This window comes from Flavobacterium sp. (assembly GCF_046296355.1).
GTDB lineage: Bacteria > Bacteroidota > Bacteroidia > Flavobacteriales > Flavobacteriaceae > Flavobacterium.
On record NZ_JBKBLM010000020.1, the window covers coordinates 1 to 18,973 of the forward strand.

General features: G+C 36.0%; 15 protein-coding genes and 1 pseudogene. All 16 read left to right on the forward strand.

Annotated elements, in window-relative coordinates:
* Positions 1-221 precede the first annotated feature (221 nt).
* The 16 genes and pseudogenes from ACK4HO_RS08965 (at position 222) to ACK4HO_RS09040 (ending at position 18,973) form a co-directional block, all read left to right on the forward strand.
* Positions 222-5,165, forward strand: a complete 4,944-nt coding sequence (locus ACK4HO_RS08965) for a lamin tail domain-containing protein (RefSeq protein ID WP_409665030.1) — start codon at positions 222-224, stop codon at positions 5,163-5,165.
* 169 nt (positions 5,166-5,334) lie between these two features.
* Entirely contained in the window at positions 5,335-6,147 is an 813-nt protein-coding gene (cysQ, locus tag ACK4HO_RS08970; RefSeq protein WP_409665032.1) for a 3'(2'),5'-bisphosphate nucleotidase CysQ, read from the forward strand.
* Positions 6,140-6,601, forward strand: coding sequence for a DUF2061 domain-containing protein (locus tag ACK4HO_RS08975; RefSeq protein WP_409665034.1), 462 nt, complete (start codon positions 6,140-6,142; stop codon positions 6,599-6,601). The genes cysQ and ACK4HO_RS08975 overlap by 8 nt, the downstream gene beginning before the upstream one ends.
* On the forward strand, positions 6,591-7,196 hold the full coding sequence (gene cysC, locus ACK4HO_RS08980) for an adenylyl-sulfate kinase (RefSeq protein ID WP_409665036.1): 606 nt from the start codon (positions 6,591-6,593) through the stop codon (positions 7,194-7,196). The genes ACK4HO_RS08975 and cysC overlap by 11 nt, the downstream gene beginning before the upstream one ends.
* On the forward strand, positions 7,189-8,094 hold the full coding sequence (gene cysD, locus ACK4HO_RS08985; RefSeq protein ID WP_409665038.1) for a sulfate adenylyltransferase subunit CysD: 906 nt from the start codon (positions 7,189-7,191) through the stop codon (positions 8,092-8,094). Before cysC ends, cysD begins: the two co-directional genes overlap by 8 nt.
* Positions 8,095-8,135: 41 nt before the next feature.
* Entirely contained in the window at positions 8,136-9,392 is a 1,257-nt protein-coding gene (locus ACK4HO_RS08990; protein ID WP_409665039.1) for a sulfate adenylyltransferase subunit 1, read from the forward strand.
* A 36-nt stretch (positions 9,393-9,428) separates the two neighbouring features.
* Positions 9,429-10,829, forward strand: a complete 1,401-nt coding sequence (locus tag ACK4HO_RS08995) for an oligosaccharide flippase family protein (protein WP_409665040.1) — start codon at positions 9,429-9,431, stop codon at positions 10,827-10,829.
* Positions 10,830-11,121: 292 nt separating this feature from the next.
* A pseudogene (locus ACK4HO_RS09000) lies at positions 11,122-11,280 on the forward strand (DapH/DapD/GlmU-related protein); the annotation flags it as partial.
* Positions 11,281-11,369: 89 nt separating this feature from the next.
* Positions 11,370-12,185 carry a sulfotransferase family protein gene (locus ACK4HO_RS09005; protein WP_409665042.1) on the forward strand — a complete coding sequence of 272 codons (816 nt, stop codon included), beginning with the start codon at positions 11,370-11,372 and terminating at the stop codon, positions 12,183-12,185.
* A gap of 2 nt (positions 12,186-12,187) precedes the next feature.
* On the forward strand, positions 12,188-13,057 hold the full coding sequence (locus ACK4HO_RS09010) for a hypothetical protein (RefSeq protein WP_409665044.1): 870 nt from the start codon (positions 12,188-12,190) through the stop codon (positions 13,055-13,057).
* Between the two features lie 2 nt (positions 13,058-13,059).
* On the forward strand, positions 13,060-13,830 hold the full coding sequence (locus ACK4HO_RS09015) for a polysaccharide deacetylase family protein (protein WP_409665046.1): 771 nt from the start codon (positions 13,060-13,062) through the stop codon (positions 13,828-13,830).
* Complete coding sequence (locus tag ACK4HO_RS09020) at positions 13,827-14,693, forward strand: sulfotransferase family protein (RefSeq protein ID WP_409665048.1); 867 nt, start codon at positions 13,827-13,829, stop codon at positions 14,691-14,693. The genes ACK4HO_RS09015 and ACK4HO_RS09020 overlap by 4 nt, the downstream gene beginning before the upstream one ends.
* Positions 14,693-15,850 carry a glycosyltransferase family 4 protein gene (locus ACK4HO_RS09025; protein ID WP_409665050.1) on the forward strand — a complete coding sequence of 386 codons (1,158 nt, stop codon included), beginning with the start codon at positions 14,693-14,695 and terminating at the stop codon, positions 15,848-15,850. Before ACK4HO_RS09020 ends, ACK4HO_RS09025 begins: the two co-directional genes overlap by 1 nt.
* Positions 15,851-15,856: 6 nt before the next feature.
* Complete coding sequence (locus tag ACK4HO_RS09030; protein WP_409665052.1) at positions 15,857-16,942, forward strand: glycosyltransferase; 1,086 nt, start codon at positions 15,857-15,859, stop codon at positions 16,940-16,942.
* A gap of 11 nt (positions 16,943-16,953) precedes the next feature.
* Positions 16,954-18,066 carry a glycosyltransferase gene (locus ACK4HO_RS09035; protein WP_409665053.1) on the forward strand — a complete coding sequence of 371 codons (1,113 nt, stop codon included), beginning with the start codon at positions 16,954-16,956 and terminating at the stop codon, positions 18,064-18,066.
* A complete protein-coding gene (locus tag ACK4HO_RS09040) occupies positions 18,059-18,973 on the forward strand; it encodes a GNAT family N-acetyltransferase (RefSeq protein WP_409665055.1) in 915 nt (304 codons plus the stop codon). The genes ACK4HO_RS09035 and ACK4HO_RS09040 overlap by 8 nt, the downstream gene beginning before the upstream one ends.

Sequence of the window (18,973 nt, forward strand, 5' to 3'; positions counted from 1 at the left end):
ATGAGAATGAGATGGGGATTTTTTTTGGTGATGGGCGTCGGTTTTTAAAAGACATAAAATTCTTACTTGACTGTTTTTTACAGTTCTTATTTTGCCCGACCAACTGTACGAAAAAATCGACCAACGGATTGTTTTCGGCTGGTTAACAATTAGTTAATATCTTTTTCTTTTTTTACCTCTAATTCTATTTAATTTTGTTGTTCAATTTTTATAAAACAAATATGAAAAACACTTTACATTTTAGAAAAATTCAACATTTTTTCTTCTTGAGTTTTACAATGTTATTGCTGCTTTTGTCCGGAAAAGGATATGGGCAGACACTTTATGAAGACTTCAATTACACTTCTCCACTAAATATTGGAGGTTCAACAAGTAGTACTGGAGGACCTGTCAATAATTGGTTTACTCACAGTAATAGTCAAGTTGGAGTTATAGCTGTAACATCAGGGAGTTTAAGTTACACAGGATTACAAGCTAGTACTGGAGATAAGGTTAGATTGCCAGCTTCAAATTCAACAGTACCAAGAGATGTTAACAGAGCTACTTCAGGGACTGGTGCAACAATTGCATACTATTCTGTATTGATTAATGTGGCAGACGCTACACAATTAAGTGCTACTACACCAGATTATTTTATGTGTTTTGGTGCTACTTCAGGGACAAGTGTTACAAGCCTTGGTGCAAGATTAGGGATAAAATCGGTTAATTCTGGAGCACAATATAGATTGTCTATATCAAATACAACAACTACTTTTACTGAGTTTGCCCAAGATCTCGTGTTTGGTACAACTTATCTTATAGTTGTGAAATATGATAGAGGCACAAATCCTACAGTTGCTAGTTTATGGGTTAATCCTTCTAGTTTAGGAGGTGCTGAGCCATCAGGTGCAATATCCAATACTAGTGGTACCTCCACTTTTGCAGCTTTTGCTTCAATTTGTTTAAGAAATTCATCATCAACACCAAAAGCAGATATAGATGAAATTAGAGTTGGGACAACATGGGCGAGTGTTACACCTATACCTTTATTAGCTGCACCAACGGTTACTACTACAGCTGCGGTTGTTGACAGTGCTACTTCGGCTACTTTGGCAGGAAATGTTACCGCTGTTAATGGTGCTGATGTTTCAGGGAACGGTTCGGTTTATTCTACTACCGATGCTACTCCGACTATAGCTGAAGGCGCTACGCAATTGGCTACTGATACTCCTGGTATCGGAGCAGGTGCTTTTTCAAAATCTACCGGTAGTGTTTTGAGTGTGAATACACTTTATTATTATAATGCTTATGCTATCAATTCACAAGGAACAGGTTATGGAACAGCTTCCAGTTTTTACACTTTAGCCAATTTACCAACAACACCTTCGGTTGATACTCCAACTACTACTTCTTTAAATGTTACTCTCGGAGGAAGTGATGGCAATCCATCTACTACTCAATATGCTATTCAAGCTAACGGCGGGAATTATGTTCAAGCTGACGGAAGTTTGGCTGCAGGTGTTGTATGGCAAACTGCTGCTACTTGGGGTATAAAAACGGTTACCGGTTTAAGCTCAAGTACACTTTACTCTTTTGCTGTAAAAGCCAGAAATGGTGCCAATGTTGAAACCGCTTTTGGTACAGCAGGCACAAGAACTACCGATACGGTTACGGCAGCGAATTTGGTTTTAACAACAGGTACTCCGGCTTTTGGAGATGTTTGTGTTAATACTGAAGCTAAAGCCAGTTTTACTTTTAACGGGTTCAACCTTAACAGTACAGATTTGACTGTTTCCTCTTCAAGAGCGGATACTGTTATTACTTATTCCTTAACTGAAAACGGAACTTATGCTGCTTCATTAACTATTCCAAATAGTGGTACTTCATTATCCAATCAAGTTGTTTGGGTAAAATTTGCACCAATTGAAGAGTTAACGCTTGCGGGTGATGTTTTCTCTATTTCGGGTGGTGGACTTGCTTTACCATTTGAGTTTTCGGTTACCGGTACTGCTGTAAATACAGTAGTTTCGGGAGTAACAACCGCAGCAGCTACTAATATTACTGCTGTTGCTGCTACTTTCAATGCGGGAACTTTTGTGATTGGATGTTCTCCGGTTACTTATGGAATTGAGTACAGTACTAGTGCTATTTTTACCGGTAGTCAAACTATAACTGATGCGCTTCCTTACACTTTATCAGATTTAGAGCCTAATACTACTTATTACTACAGGGCTTTTGCTATTGATGATGTTGATGCAGCCTTTGGCGCTGCGTTAAGTTTTACTACTTCTCAATTAGCAGCACCAAATGATTTGCCGGGTGATCCTGTTTCTTATGACAGCTTTACTGCCAATTGGGAACCGGTAACCGGAGCTGATGAGTACAGATTGGATGTGAGTAGTTATCCATCTTTTGGAATTACAACCCCAACTACTGATTTATTTTTCTCCGAGTATTTTGAAGGTTCTGCTAATAATAAATATATAGAAATTTATAATGGAACAGGTGCTTCAGTAGATTTATCTGATTACCAATTGATTTTGTATTCAAATGGTGGTGTTACAGCAACAAATAATCCACCTTTAGCATTATCGGGGATTCTAGCAAATGGTGCTACAATTGTATATAAAAATGCATCTGCTGCTGTTTATGGAGGTGCTGCTACTTCAAGTGCTGCAATAAATTTTAATGGTGATGATGCTATTGCGTTGTTTAAAATTTCAACAGCTAGTTATGTTGATATTTTTGGAAGAATAGGAGAAGACCCAGGTTCTGCTTGGACAGCAACGGGTATTTCTACAAGTGATAAAACTTTAGTACGTAAACCAACTGTTTTAGGTGGTGTAACTGTTAACCCAGTAAGTGGTTTTCCAACTTTAGCTGCAGAGTGGACGCAATTAAATATTGATACAGTTTCTAATTTGGGTTCACATTCAATTGATAATGTAACTCCATCGTTTATCATTGAAAACCAATCGGTTGCAGGAACTTCCTATCCGGTTACAGGTTTAGAAGGTAGTACTAACTATTACTACAGAGTTAGAGCTAAAAGTACCAACAGTACTTCAGCCAATTCAGATGTAGTAACCGTTACTACAGATGCTACGCCACCAACATTTGGTAGCGTTTCTCAAAGTGGTGCAGAAGAGGTTTGTGATGGTAGTGAAGGTACGTTTAACGTTACCGGTTTATTGCCAAATAGTACTTCTACTATTACTTACAACATTAATGGTGGTGCTCCTCAAACGTTTACCGATGCTGTAGCTAATATTTCAGGTTTTGCGACCTTTGCAGTAACATTACCGGCTTCTTTTAACGGATTAACCCTTACGGTTACTCAAATTGAAAGAACTGATGTTGTTAGTCCTGTTCTAACAGTTACTACTAATAACACAGCTGTTATCGCTGTTCAATCAAGATATTCTTTCTTCGTTGATGCAGACAATGACGGATTCGGAAGTACAACTACCAGTATGGAATGTTCTTCTAGTGCTGCTGTAGCGCCAACAGGTTTTGCTACTAATGATGAAGATTGTGATGATCTTGACCAAGATATTAATCCGGATGCTACAGAAGTTAATTTTAACGGTGAAGATGACGATTGTGACGGTTCTATATTTAACGGTCATGATGAGGTTGTTTCTAATGTAACTCCTCCAAGTGGTGCTTTAGCAGCTATGACTACTCCAATTACTTGTTCGGTTGCGACTAATACCGCTCCATATTCAGGAGCTTCGGTTGTACACAAATTCAGAGTAACCAGAACTTCACCACCGGCTGCTCCGGTTGAGTTTGAAAGTGCTACGCGTACTTTTGCTATTTCATCTTTAGCTATTGCGGCTTACGCTGCTACTTATGAAGTTCAAGCCACTGCTATCGTAAACGGAGAAGAGCAACCTTATAATGGTAATACCGCTATATATACTACACCTGCTGCACCGGTTATTAGCACTGTTTCTGAAATTTCAACTAACCAGTGTAATCAAACTTTAACTGCGATTAATTCATATATCTATGCCAGCAATGGTCCTGCAGTAGTGCAGTTGTATGATTTTGAAGTGATTCGCGAAGTAGAAGGTTTGCCAACCCATACGCAAGTTTATACTACTACTGTACCTTATTTCCGATTGACTTCTTTGTCTATGCCGGCAACTTATGGTACTGTTTATAAAGTAAGATCTCGTTATGGATACAACAGTTTTGGTAGCGAAATCAGATCAAGTTATAGTACTCAGTGTACTATTACTACACCTTCTATGCCAACGGTTCAAGTGGTAGGAACACAATGTGGTCAAACATTGGCTTCTATCAATGCTTATGTTTATTCGACTTCGGGTCTTGGAAGTGCCAATCTTTATGAATTTAAAGTAACCCGTATCGTAGCTCCGGGAGAAACAGCTCCTGCGGTTATTGAAGAAACGATTCCAAGAATTGTTCCTTACTTTAGGTTGACCATGTTGGAAAATTTATTTATTGGATTAGGTAAAGAATATTCTGTATCAGTTCGTTACCGAGTAAATACGCCAGGTGTAACGCCAAGTATCCAGTATTCAGATTGGAGTCCGGTAGTTTGTTCTGTGTTTACCCCGGAGTTCCCAACTACAGGTATAGTTGATGCCCAGTGTAATCTTATTGACTTTACCCCATCCATGACACAATATATTTATTCCGGTATAATAACCGGTGCTACTCAATACCGTTTCCGTTTGGAATTGTTTGATGAATTATCCTCTACACCGGAAGTACCGGTTTATAGTGAGTCAGTTGACAGTGCGAATAATTATGTAACCTTAAATCAGTTTACCGGTTTATTGCCATCGACTACTTATGTAGTGACAGTTGCCGTTGAATTGTATGGTGAGTTCGGACCTTTTGGAAAAGATTGTGCGGTTACTACGCCTGACTTTGGTGCTAGGACAGCTACTGCCTTGGTAAGCTCAAGTTTTGAAGCGACGGCTTATCCGAATCCATTTGCTAATAACTTTACTTTAGGAGTTAAGACTTCAAGTGAATCATCAATTGGTGTTAAATTATTTGATATGGTAGGCCGTTTGGTAGACCAAAACACTTTGAATGTAGCTGAATTGAAGAATGCCACCATCGGAGATCAATACCCAAGTGGTGTTTACAATGTAGTTATCACACAAGACGGTGTTGTTAAGACACTTCGTGTGGTTAAACGATAGTATTAAGATAAAATAATACAGAATTAAGAATTGAAATCCCTGTCTCATAAGAATGAGATGGGGATTTTTTGATAGTGGTATTATAAGAACGTTATTTTTTAAGTTTTAATTTGATAGGTAGTTAAATACAATTACTTTTGTCAACGAGTCAAAAAAAAACACTGATTAAATGTTTTCAAAAGAAGAAGTTATAAGATTTCAAGAAATTGCTATATCAGCGGTTTTAGATGCCGGTGCTACTATTCTTGAAATTTATAAAAAAGATTTTAAAGTAGCCTTTAAAGAAGACGAATCTCCATTGACTATTGCTGATCAAGAGGCTAATTTTCGAATAGAACAAATTCTAAAAACTACCCAAATTCCAATTATTAGTGAAGAATCAAAGCAACTTCCTTATGCGGAGCGAGTAGGATGGGAGCATTGTTGGATTGTTGATCCACTAGATGGTACCAAAGAATTTATCAAAAAGAATGATGAGTTTACGGTGAATATAGCTTTGGTTGAAAATGGGAAACCTATCATGGGTGTAATTTTTGCCCCGGCACTCAAAGAGTTGTATTATGGAAACATCCTCGAATCAGTAGGCTATAAAGCTATTGTTGGAGAAGGAGATACTGTAGCAACCATTCTAAACAACAGTCAGCCGATTGCTCCAAAACAACACTATGAGTTTTTTAGGGTAGTTGGAAGTAGGTCTCATATGAATGAAGATACGCTGCAATTTGTTGACCAATTAAAAGAAAATACCACCAAAAAAATTGATATCATTTCCAGAGGAAGTTCTTTAAAATTGTGTTTGGTAGCTGAAGGAATAGCCGATGTTTACCCGAGATTTGCTCCTACTATGGAATGGGATATAGCCGCAGGACATGCTATTTGTAATGCTGTTGGCTTAAAAGTACTACAGCAAAATACCCATCAGGAATTGCATTACAATAAAGAGAATCTTTTAAATCCTTATTTTTCCGTAAGCAATGATTGATAAGTCACATAAAAGACACATAGCCAAAGCAGTTACTTGGCGTATAGTTGGTACAATTGATACGATGCTTTTGGCCTGGTTGATATCTGGCAACCCGATGATAGGTCTTAAAATTGGACTTTCTGAATTGGCCACCAAAATGTTTTTGTATTATTTACATGAAAGGGTTTGGTTTAAAATTAACCTTTCTAAAGAAGGAATATTAAGAGAAAGCCGAAAACGACATATAGCCAAAACCGTTACTTGGCGCATGGTTGGAACCGTTGATACCATGCTGATTGCTTGGTTTATATCGGGGAATCCATTTATCGGACTAAAAGTTGGTTTGGCTGAGATTTCCACCAAAATGATTTTGTATTACTTGCACGAACGTGCTTGGTATCGCAGTAAATTTGGCTTGCCCAAAAAAGAGGAAACCATTTTGGAAACTATACCCGTGAAAAATGAGCAGTAATATTACACAACAAAATTATTCGGTTAACCGTGATTCAAGAAACAAATTGAATCAGCATCCTTCTATGGTGTTATGGTTCACCGGTCTTTCGGGTTCGGGAAAATCGACTATAGCCGAAGCCGTTGAAGCCAAGTTACACGTAATGCAATTTAGAACCTATACTTTAGACGGCGATAATTTAAGAGGAGGAATCAACCACGGATTGGGTTTTACGGAAGTTGATAGAAATGAAAACCTAAGAAGAACCGCAGAAATAGCCAAACTTTTTGTCGATGCCGGCATCATTACCATAGCCGCTTTTGTCTCGCCTTTAGAAAAAGACAGAAAAATGGTGAAAGAAATTATAGGCGAAAATGACTTTGTTGAAATTTTTGTGGATACCAATCTTGCCACTTGCGAAGAACGAGATGTGAAAGGTTTGTACCAAAAAGCCAGAAAAGGACTCATTCCCAACTTTACCGGAATTGATTCACCTTATGAAAGTCCGACAAATCCCGATATTTGGATTAAAACTGATAATGAAAGCATAACAATAGCCGTGGCAAAAGTGATTACTTTTGTCAAGGAAAAAATTGAAACCAACAGCAATGAGTAAATTTTATTTAAATTATTTAGATGAGTTAGAATCGGAAGCCATATTTATACTAAGAGAAGTATGGGCACAATTCCAAAATCCTGTTATTCTTTTTTCAGGTGGAAAAGATTCTATAGTCGTGGCTCATTTGGCCAAAAAAGCATTTTATCCTTCCAAAATTCCATTTGCTTTAATGCATATTGATACCGGACATAACTTCCCTGAAACCATACAATTTAGAGATGATTTAATCAATGAATTGGGTGCGACTTTATTAGTAGGTTCTGTTCAGGAATCTATTGATAACGGTAGGGTTTTAGAAGAAAGAGGCAAAAATGCCAACCGAAATGCCTTGCAAACTACCACATTGCTTGATGCTATTGCCAATCACAAAATAGATTGTGCCATTGGCGGCGGTCGTCGTGATGAAGAAAAAGCAAGAGCCAAAGAACGATTCTTCTCTCACCGAGATGATTTTGGGCAATGGGATCCAAAAAATCAAAGACCGGAATTGTGGAATTTGCTGAACGGAAAATATTTTGAAGGTGAGCATTTCAGAGCTTTTCCAATTAGTAACTGGACAGAAATGGACGTGTGGAATTACATCAAAAAAGAAAACATCGCCATTCCATCGCTATATTTTGCGCATGAAAGAGAAGTGCTTTGGCGCAATAATTCTTGGATTCCAAAATCTGAATACCTTATTCTTGATGGAACCGAAGAAGTGCAAACCAAAAAAATTCGTTTCAGAACATTAGGGGATATTACCATCACCGGTGGTATAGAATCTGACGCAGATACTTTGGAAAAAATTGTAGCTGAAGTAGCGTCATTGCGTCACACCGAAAGAGGTAATCGCGCCGATGACAAGCGTTCGGAATCTGCTATGGAAGACCGAAAAAGAGAAGGTTACTTCTAATTATCAAACTCAAATCAGTATCAATTAATTTTCACAATATCATGATTATAGATAACAACCAATTATTGCGCTTTACAACAGCCGGAAGTGTTGACGACGGAAAAAGCACCTTAATAGGAAGACTATTATACGATTCAAAATCAATCTTTGAAGACCAATTAGAAGCCATCACTACCACCAGTAAACGTAAAGGTCACGCCGGAGTGGATTTGGCACTTTTTACTGACGGACTTCGCGATGAGCGTGAGCAAGGAATCACCATTGATGTGGCGTACCGTTATTTCACCACACCCAAACGTAAATTCATTATCGCCGATACTCCGGGACATATTCAATACACTCGTAACATGGTTACCGGTGCCTCTACGGCAAACGCGGCTATTGTATTAATTGATGCGCGTCACGGCGTGATTGAACAAACCAAAAGACATGCGTTTATAGCGTCGTTGTTGCAAATTCCGCACATTATTGTTTGTGTGAATAAAATGGACTTGGTGGAGTATTCGGAAACCGTTTTTAATGATATCGTTAATCAGTTTGAAGAGTTTTCGTCTAAGTTGAATATCAAAGACATCCGTTTTATTCCTATAAGTGCTTTAGATGGTGACAATGTGGTTAACCGTTCTGAAAACATGGATTGGTACCAAGATTCCCCTTTACTTCATTTGTTGGAAACCCTTCACATCAGTAGTGATATTAATAAAATTGATGCTCGTTTTGCAGTGCAAACCGTATTAAGACCACAACGAGAAGGTTTTATAGATTACCGCGGTTATGCCGGTAGAATTGCCGGAGGTATTTACAGAGTAGGTGATTCAATAACCGTTTTACCTTCGGGATTTGTGTCGAAAATCAAATCGATTAATGCCGGAGAGAAAGAGATTGATGAAGCTTTTGCCCCAATGTCGGTTTCCATGACTTTGGAAGATGATATTGATGTAGGTCGTGGCGATATGATTGTGAAAACCAATAACCAACCCGAAATGCTTCAGGAATTTGATGTCATGATTTGTTGGTTCAATAACGGTTCGGCTCGTCCCAATGCGAAATATACAATTATGCATACTACCAATGAGCAAAAAGCCATTATCAAAAATGTGGTTTATAAAATTGACATCAATTCTTATCACCGAATTGAAACGGACAAAGAATTAAAAATGAACGATATTGCTCGTGTTACCATTCGATGTACCCAACGATTAATGACTGATTCTTATAGAGAAAACAGAATTACCGGAAGTATTATCCTTATTGATGATGCTACCAATGAAACCGTTGCGGCAGGAATGCTGGTTTAGTAATAATTAGACAGTTTTGTCTGGACATTTTTTGAAATGAATGGTATTTGGTATTCTTCTTCCAAGATAATTATAATCTTTTGTCGGGTCTTTCTCTTGATGTGGACTTCAAGGCATTTGGTTCCGGAAGATTTTGGAATATTCCATACCTTCAATATATTGATTGTGCTTTTTATGGAGATTCCCAACACCGGTTTAGGTGCTAGTTTAATCAAACAAAAAGAAGTCAATCAAAACCACATCAATACCGTATTCTTTTCTTATATCGTTTTTGCTTTAGCAGTTGCCGGTATTTTGTATTTTGGAAGTGATGCCATCGCCGGTTTTTTGAATGTGAATGAACTTAGTACTATCCTTAAAAATATTTTTTGGTTGCCACTTTTTATTGCACTTTCCGCCATTTCCAGAAATATACTCTTGCGGGATTTAAAGGTCAAAAAAATCAGCCTGATTGAACTGTTCAGTTTTAGCTGTATTTATGTTCCGGCTGTTTTTATAGTGTATCATTTTCAACCCAATTTTTACGCCTTGGTTTATCCTTTGGTAGCCCAGGTTTTGGTTGAATCACTGTTGTTTTATTTCGCAAAAAAAGAAAAGTATTTTTTTAAGTTTGACCGAACCGCTTGGAATGATTTAATTCATTTTGGCAAATGGAATACCGCCAGTAGAATTGTTGGCATGATGGGAAACCAAGCTGATGGTTTGATTATCGGAAAGTTGTTGGGTGTAAATGCTTTGGGTGTTTACAACCGTTCCTACAGCATTATGAGCACGCTTCAAAATTTATATTCTCAGTATTTAGACAATATTATTTTTGCCGATTTTGCCAAAATGGGTGAGGATAAAAAGCAACACTTAAAAAAAATATTGAAAGTTGAATATTTGCTGAATTTATTCATATTTCCTTCCTTGTTAATTGTATTGAGCTCGACTTCAGAAATAGTTTGGATACTTTTAGGAGACCAATGGAAAGCATCTGAAGTATTGTTACAAATATTAACGGTAGGCTTGTTGTTTAGGTTAAATTATAAAATCACACTGCAATACCTAAGGGCACAAGGTTTTATTAAAAACACCTTTTATTATTCCTCTTTGTACTTAATTGTTACGGTCCTATTGATGCTCTCTTTTTCACATTATGGCTTAATTGGGATTACTATCGGTTATTCCTGCGGACTGATTTTTCAATACGCTCAGTTGCACTTTAAGGTGAGCAAAGAGATTCCCGGTTATTCATTTTTTGCATTTTTAAAGGTGAATAAATTTCTGCTTTTGAAATTTGTCATTATCTTAGCTTTTTTAACAAAAATTAACCCGTTTTTAAGCGATTCATTAAATATTTATTTGGCTTTTTCTTTAAAATGTAGCTTTATATTTTTATTTTTTGTAAAACAAATCTACTATGAAATTACTTCAATTCTTAAAGCAAAAAATTAAAACATTTAAGAAGAAATGGAGACTGGCCAACAATTCATTTTTTATTTTAAAGCAGTTGGGTTCATCGGGTCAAGGTTGTGAAATTAAAGGCTCAATATTCATTTCCAACAAATCAAAATTATTTTTAGGCAAGAATGTGCATATAGGTGATAATGCCTATTTTAAAACCGAAGGCGAAATCCACATTGGTGACAATTGTCATTTTAGCAGAAACGTTACTATATATTCCGTAAATCACAACTATGAAGGGATTGCATTACCGTATGACAATACAACCATCAAAAAGAAAGTTGTCATCGGAAAAAATGTTTGGGTTGGAATGAATGTCAATATAATACCCGGCGTTAGTGTAGGAGATGGTGCCATCATAGGAATGGGGTCAACCGTAACCAAAGATGTTCCTGATTTGGCCATAGTAGGTGGTAATCCTGCCAAAGTAATAAAGTACAGAGACAAAGCACACTATGATAATTTGGAAGCCAATAAGCAATATGGCGGAAGTGGTGGAAAACCCTTAAAAAAAAATAACCCAAAACTGTAATGGAAAAAGTCTTTGTAATAGGAGGAATGAAATGTGGTACAACCTCTTTGTACCAAATGTTTAAAAATAATCCGGAAGTTTGCCTCTCAAAATTTAAAGAAACCAGCTTTTTTACCAAAAGAATAGCCAAAGGGATGAATTGGTACAAAAACCAATTTGAGCCGCTCGAAACCACCAAGTATTTAATGGATGTTTCACCAAGCTATTCTAAAACACACTTGTTTCCCGAGTGTGCCCAAAAAATTCACGAATATGATGCCAATGCTAAAATAATCTACCTTGTTCGCGATCCTTTAGAACGGATTGTGTCCAATATTTATCACGATTTACTTAGAGGAAGACTAACCACTAAACAAATTAAATCGACTTTACAAAACGATGATAATTACATTAAAACAAGTAATTACGGATACCAAATAGCGCCTTACATTGAACTTTTTGGAGAGAAAAATGTATTGGTTTTGCAGTTTGAAGATTTAAAAACAAACTTACCGGCATTCAATACTAAAATCGCCAACTTTCTGGGGATTAATTTTAGCGTAGACAAAGTTTCTGCCCAAAATGTTTCCGAAAACAGGTACTTGATTAAGTATTTTGATGCAGTGCATTCGCGTTTCGGAAATGGAATTGTTTCTAAGCTTTATTTTTTATTTTGGCGTCTTGTGAATATAAAAGTCAGCAAACCGGAACTTTCCCAAGAAGAACTTCGTTTGATTTTTCAGGAATTAGAAACAGACACGAACACTTTTATCCAAAAGTTTAACGTCAATGAAAAGGCATGGAAATTTTGGAGTGTTGTCAAAAATCAGCAATAAATATGAACGTACACCTACATATCGGATTGCATAAAACAGGAACTACTTATCTGCAGTATAATATTTTTCCTAGTCTAAAAGATTTTCATTACGTTCAGTTGCCACCATGGAGAATCTTAACCCAGGCTAATTTATCCGTTCAAGAATTAGAAAAATACAAGTCGGAAATTTTAAAAGATTGGGATGGACAAAAAGATTTAATCATCAGTAATGAGTTTTTTTCGGGTGCTATTGAAAAATTTAGCAAGCAACAATTGATTTGTATTTTAGACAATCTGAAACAGCTTTTCCCTGGGGCGCAAGTCATTCTTGTATTGCGCAGTCCAAAGGGATATTTCAATTCGTTGTACAATTTTAGAGTGGTCAGCAGGGGATTTTGCACTAAATCCATGAGCCAATATTACGCCCAAAACAGACACTATTTCCTCGAAAAATTTGATTACGACTTTTTGTTAAATGCTGTCAGCAACCGTTTTTCAAAAACCAGTGCTATCAAATATGAGGTAATTAAAGACAACAATCAATATGTCGCTTTTATTTGTAAAGCGTTAGCGATTCCTTTGTTTGAAGTGTCCAATGACGTAAAAGAAAATACGAGTTCCAAAAATAAAGTTAGGGTTAATGCCCATTTGATTGTAAACAGATTATTCCTGATGTTCTTCTTGGAAATGTTGCCCGATGGTAAATTGAGAAATTATTTAAAAATTAAATATTTCAATTTCAAAAAAACAAGCGCTATAAAAAAACTGTCAAAATACTTTGAATCATTTGAATCAATTGCAAAAAGAGATAATAATTTGACTGTAGGCCAACAAAAGGAATTAGAACATTTTATAAGGAAGTATGATGAACTATATTTTTCAAAAAAATGAAGATGAACATACCTAAAACCATAGTGACATATCACAGTTTTGAAAATATTTCCAATTTTGAAAAACAACTTCAGATATTAAAAAAACAAAAAAATGTTTTGGTTACTGTTGATGATGGCGATTTGACATTCTATACTGAAGCTTATCCATTATTGGTGAAATATAAAATACCTGCAATTTTATTTATAATTACCTCCTTGATAGGAACAGAGATACCATTTTGGTGGAATGAAATAATGTATTATCAAGGAGAAGTTAAGGGTTTTAAAAAAGCTACAGAGTTAAAGTACATTCCAAATCAAGAAAGAATATATTATTTAATTAAGTTACGTAGTCTATCTGACAAACCTTTATTGAAACAACAACAACTTACCATCAAACAGTTGTTAGAAATGCAAGATAACGGAATTATTATAGCTAATCATAGCGACACACATCCGATGTTTGATCAATGTAATGAAGAGGTGATTAGAGCCGAAATTAAAAACACTAAACTGTTTTTTGAAGCAAACAATTTAAAAGGTTATTCGGTTTTTGCTTATCCAAACGGTGGATACAATAAAATGTCTGAAACAGTTTTGAAACAAGAAGGAATAGAATTTGCTTTTTTATTTGACCATAAAATAAATAAAGGGATAATCAATCCATTGCGTATTTCACGTTTGAGTGTTAATGATGATACACCCATATGGAAATTCAAGTTAATACTATCGGGTTGGCACTCTAAATGGGTACCATTAAATATATTTCTTTATAAAATTTTAAAAAGATGAATTTCATAACATTTAAGCAAAAAGTATATTCAAGGTACAGAAAATCAAAATGGGTTAGTGCTATTTTTTCTTTTTTTGGAAAAGAATTGCAACCCAAAAAATGGGTTTTTATTATTGGATGTTACAATTCGGGAACAACTCTTTTAACTGAGATTTTTGAAAAAAACAATCAGTTATGTGTATTGCCGGATGAAGGTGTAATGCTTACCAATCAATTGCCTAGACCCGAAGACTATGGCTGGCAAAGAATGTGGTCACAATGTGAAGAAAAAATGAAAATCGATATAAACAATGCTTCAGAAGTGGCAAGAATCACTAAAAGGCATTGGTCACATTTTGTAAAAGGAAATCCTACTATTGTAGTTGAAAAATCTATAGCTAATGCTGCAAGGATGTCTTTCTTTCAAGAACATTTTCCTAATAGTTATTTTATTTATATCGTTAGGAATGGCTACGCTGTTGCTGAAGGAATTAAAAGAAAAGCTATAGTTATGAAAGAAAACCAACCTATTTTGGGGAACAAGTATCCAATCGATTATACTGCAAAGCAATGGCAATCGAGTATAAATATTGTTGAAAGAGAGAGAGAAAGTATTAATAATTTTCTTGAAATTTCGTATGAAGAAATGACAGCTGATTTAAAAGGAACCTGTCTTAAGGTAACCAATTTTTTAGAAATTAACCCCTTTGATGATAATTCTTTACAAGGTGATTTTGAAGTTCATGGCAACAAAATGAAAGTATCCAATCAAAACCACAAAAGCTTTGCCCGTTTGAGTGAAGAAGAATGGCATACGATTAATACTATTGCTGAAAAAGGATTAAAAAACTATTCGTATTACACTGAAAAACCAATACTGTAATGAAAGTTTTATTTGTACAAGACAGTCTTGGAACCGGTGGCGCCGAGAAATCCAATTCTGAACTTTGGTATTATTTGCGTGACCATAAGGTAACGGTAAAGATTGTTGTTTTAGAACACCGCCAAAAAGGAATCGAAAGCGAAATCTTATCAGCCGGTTTTGAAGTGACTTTCATCGATCAACAAAATTTGTGGCAACAAGTCAACAGTATCACCCGAATTATAAAAGAATACCAACCCGATATAGTACATTCTGTCTTATTTAGGGCTTCTTTGAGAACCAGATGGGCCAAACTAAAAACATCTTTCTTTCATATAGAAAGTTTGGTGAATTGTACTTATGATGCGGTTCGATTTTCTGATCCTAAAGTCAATAAATGGGGATTGCATTTTTATAAGTTCTTAGACCGAATTACTCAAATCAATGGCACCGATAAGTTTATTGCCATTACTAATGAAGTACGCGAACATTACAGCCAACAGTTGGGGATTCCTCTTGCTAAGATTGGTGTAATTTATAGAGGCCGAAAGGAGAATGCTTTTTTAAACAGCAAAGCCGAAGTTAGAAAAGCTTTGCTTGATGAACTTAAATTTTCTCCAACCGATATTATCATAACGCATGTGGGTCGTCAAGAATTTCAAAAAGGTCATTTAGAATTGCTACAAGCCATCAAAAGCGTAGACAATCAACTGCAAGCATTGCATTGTAAATTTGTTTTTTGTGGAAGAGATGGAAATAATACCAATGAAATTGAAACTTTTTTAGCCCAAGAACAATTAAAAACCGGCATCCTTTTTTTAGGACATCGTCATGATGTGAACCAAATTTTGGCCGCGTCGGATATCTTTGTTTTTCCTTCCAAATATGAAGGTTTAGGTGGTTCACTGATTGAAGCCCAAGCTGCAGGATTGCCGATAGTTTGTTCGAATATCAAAGTGTTTGAGGAAGTAGTTGATGCTGACAGTAATGCTTTGATGTATGAGCTTGGCAACGCAGCAGATTTGGCTCAAAAATTACTAACCCTCATACAAAATGAAACTTTAAGAGCAACCATGGGCAAAGCAAGTTTACAAAATTTTAAAGAAAAATTTCAGTTGGAAAATGTAAATCGCCAAATGCTGAAACAGTATGAACATTTTCTTTCCAAAACAACATAAAATTTAGTGATCATCTTCCAACTCATACAAAAATCCCAACTACGTGGCGCCGAAATGTTTGCTGCTCAATTGTCAACGCATTTAGAGCAATTAGGGCATAAAGTGTATTTGATTTCTTTATTTCCGGGGCAATGTGATTTGCCCTTTTCGGGAGAGCAAATTAGTATGAATCGTCCTATTAATAAGCGATGGACGGATTATCAAGGTTGGAATGCGCTAAACCAATTAATACAAAAACACCAACCCGATATCATACAGTGCAATGCCGGTGATACTTTGAAGTTTGCAGTTTTGTCTCAAAAAATATTCGGATGGAAACAACCCATTATTGCTCGAAATGCTAGTATGGTAAGTCTTTATATCAAAAATCCGTTGACCAAATGGATTAATAAAAAGTTGTACCAAAATGCCTCGTTGGTTGTCTCCGTTTCAGAAAATTCTAAAAAAGACCTCAATGCATTATTTCCGGAAACCACTTCAAAAACGTTGGTTCTTCCTGTTGGTATTGAAATCAACCCTTTACTGGAAACGGAATGGAAAGGAGGAAAGCAAGCGAAACACCATATCATTCACGTTGGTGGTTTCAGTTTTGAAAAAAACCACGAAAGATTGTTGGTTATTTTTAAGGAGTTTTTAGAAAACCAACCCGATTCTCATCTTCATTTATTGGGAGAAGGCCCAAAGAAAAAGGAAATACAGCAATTGGCCACCGACTTGAATTTGCAAGACCAAGTCACTTTTTACGGTTGGGTTCCCAATCCGATGGATTATATTGCTAAGGCTGATTTGTTGGTTTTGCCCAGTATCATTGAGGGATTGCCGGGCGTAATTTTGGAAGCCATGTATTGTAAAGTTCCCGTTGTGGCTTATAATGTTGGCGGCATTTCAGAAGTTATTGATAATTTAACAACAGGATTTTTAGTTCCTAAAAACGAGGAAGCTATATTTGTAACCGCAATGCATCAAGCACTAACCGAGAATATGGAAGTTCTTTTAAAAAATGCTTTCGATTTAGTGAATGAAAAATACAGTAATGTTACCATTGCCAAGCAGTTTGAATCGGTTTATTTTAATTTAAAACAGCTGCGCTAAAAGTTATTATTTTGGAAAAAATTAAAATACTCCATATCATCAAATCATTAGGTCGCGGCGGTGCTGAAATGCTATTACCTGAGACTTTGAAAGTTCATGATGTCTCAAAGTTTGAATTTCATTACATCTATTTTTTGCCTTGGAAAAATCAAATGGTTGATGCCATTGAAAAAAGTGGTGGAAAAGTGACTTGTATTTCAGCCAAGAATAACCTCTCATTGCTATTGCAATATGCTAAAGTTAAAGCGTATTGCAAAGAGAATAAAATACAAATCATCCATGCTCATTTACCTTGGGCAGGCGTATTGGCCAGGATTGTAAGCAAGTTGTCAGGGATTAAAGTGTTGTATACTGAGCACAATAATTTTGACAAATATCACTTTTTAACCCGTTTATTGAGCAAGCTCACTTACCAATGGCAAACCAAAGTTTTAGCAGTATCAGAAGATGCTAAAGTAGCTTTAGAAAAGCACAACCTTTTTCATGATATTGTATATGTGCCCAATGGGGTTAATACTTCCTTTTTTTCAAAGAAAAATAAGTTTGGAAGTATAGAAAATGTTGAACAGTTTGTGGTAAATGACAAGGTGATTGGGACTGTTGCGGTTTTTAGAAAGCAAAAAAGACTCGATATTTTTATTGAAGTCGCTCATTTGGCCCAACAAAAGAAATTACCGTTTAAATTTTTGATGGTAGGCGATGGCCCCGAGATGGAAATGATTAAAGCTTTAATGGCAAAATATCAGTTGCAAAATGTACTTTTAGCCGGTCTTCAGGAAAGTCCGATTGATTTCATGAATTATATGGATATTTTTTTGATTACAAGTGACTTTGAAGGACTTCCGGTAGCTTTATTAGAAGCTATGAGTATGGAGATTGTTCCTTTTTGTACCGGAGTCGGTGGAATACCAAATGTTTTAAAAAACACTCAAAATGGTGTTTTGTTAACCTCTCAGGAACCAGAGGATATTTTGTTTACATTAGTGCAAAAGAGCATTGATGAAAGTGCTAACTTTGAAACGATGAAAAAGAATGCCAGAACTACTGTTGAAAATCAATACAGCATACAAAGAATGGTAAACCAATTAGAATCGATTTATACAGAAGTGCTGAATCATGGATAATAACTTTGTATACCAATTGGCTAAACCGGAAGATGTTGACCAAATTGTTACCCTCTTTGAGCTTTGTTTGGGCACTGAAGGTGGCGCGCCAACCGTAGGTTTTTGGAATTGGAAGCATAATCAAAATCCGGGTGGAATATCTCCTGTGATTTTGGCTTGGGATGAGGATAAACTCATTGGAATCAGAGCCTTTATGTGTTTTAAATTTCACAGCAAAGCAGTAATTTATAAAGCCTACAGGCCTGTTGATACTGCCACTCATCCGGATTATCAGGGCAAAGGAATTTTTAAAAAATTGACCCTGACTTTAATTGAAGATTTGCAACAAATAGAGGGAAAAGCCTTTATATTTAATACGCCCAATTCACAATCTAAACCGGGCTATTTAAAAATGGGGTGGAAAGAATGGGGAAAACCATTGATACAAGTCTTTCCGACATTTTCATTTTGGGGAGGCAATTTCAAAATGCATCAGACCCAATTATTACAACATGATTTTTCCAATATTGTGGTTAATAAAGAAGACAAACTCACTGTTTGTAAAGATGCCGACTATTACAAATGGCGTTACCAAGATATCGCATTACAACAATATGGGCTGGTAGAAATCAACAATTATTTGATTATTTACCGACAAAAAAAAGTCAAATTTTTGAAGGAGTTCAGAATATGTGACATCATTCATAAAAACAGTAGTTATGCAACGATGCCCACTTTTGTTTTGATTCGACTGTTTTTTTTGTTCCCAGCCGGATTTATTACCTTTATCAGTCAGAACCGATTTCTGCTTAGCTTAAAGCTGAAAAACAAAGCTCCAATGGTGACTTACAGAAAAGTCAAAGAAACCGATGCCGCTATATCTTTTAATTCCATTGATTGGACTATTGGAGAACTAGAACTTTTTTAA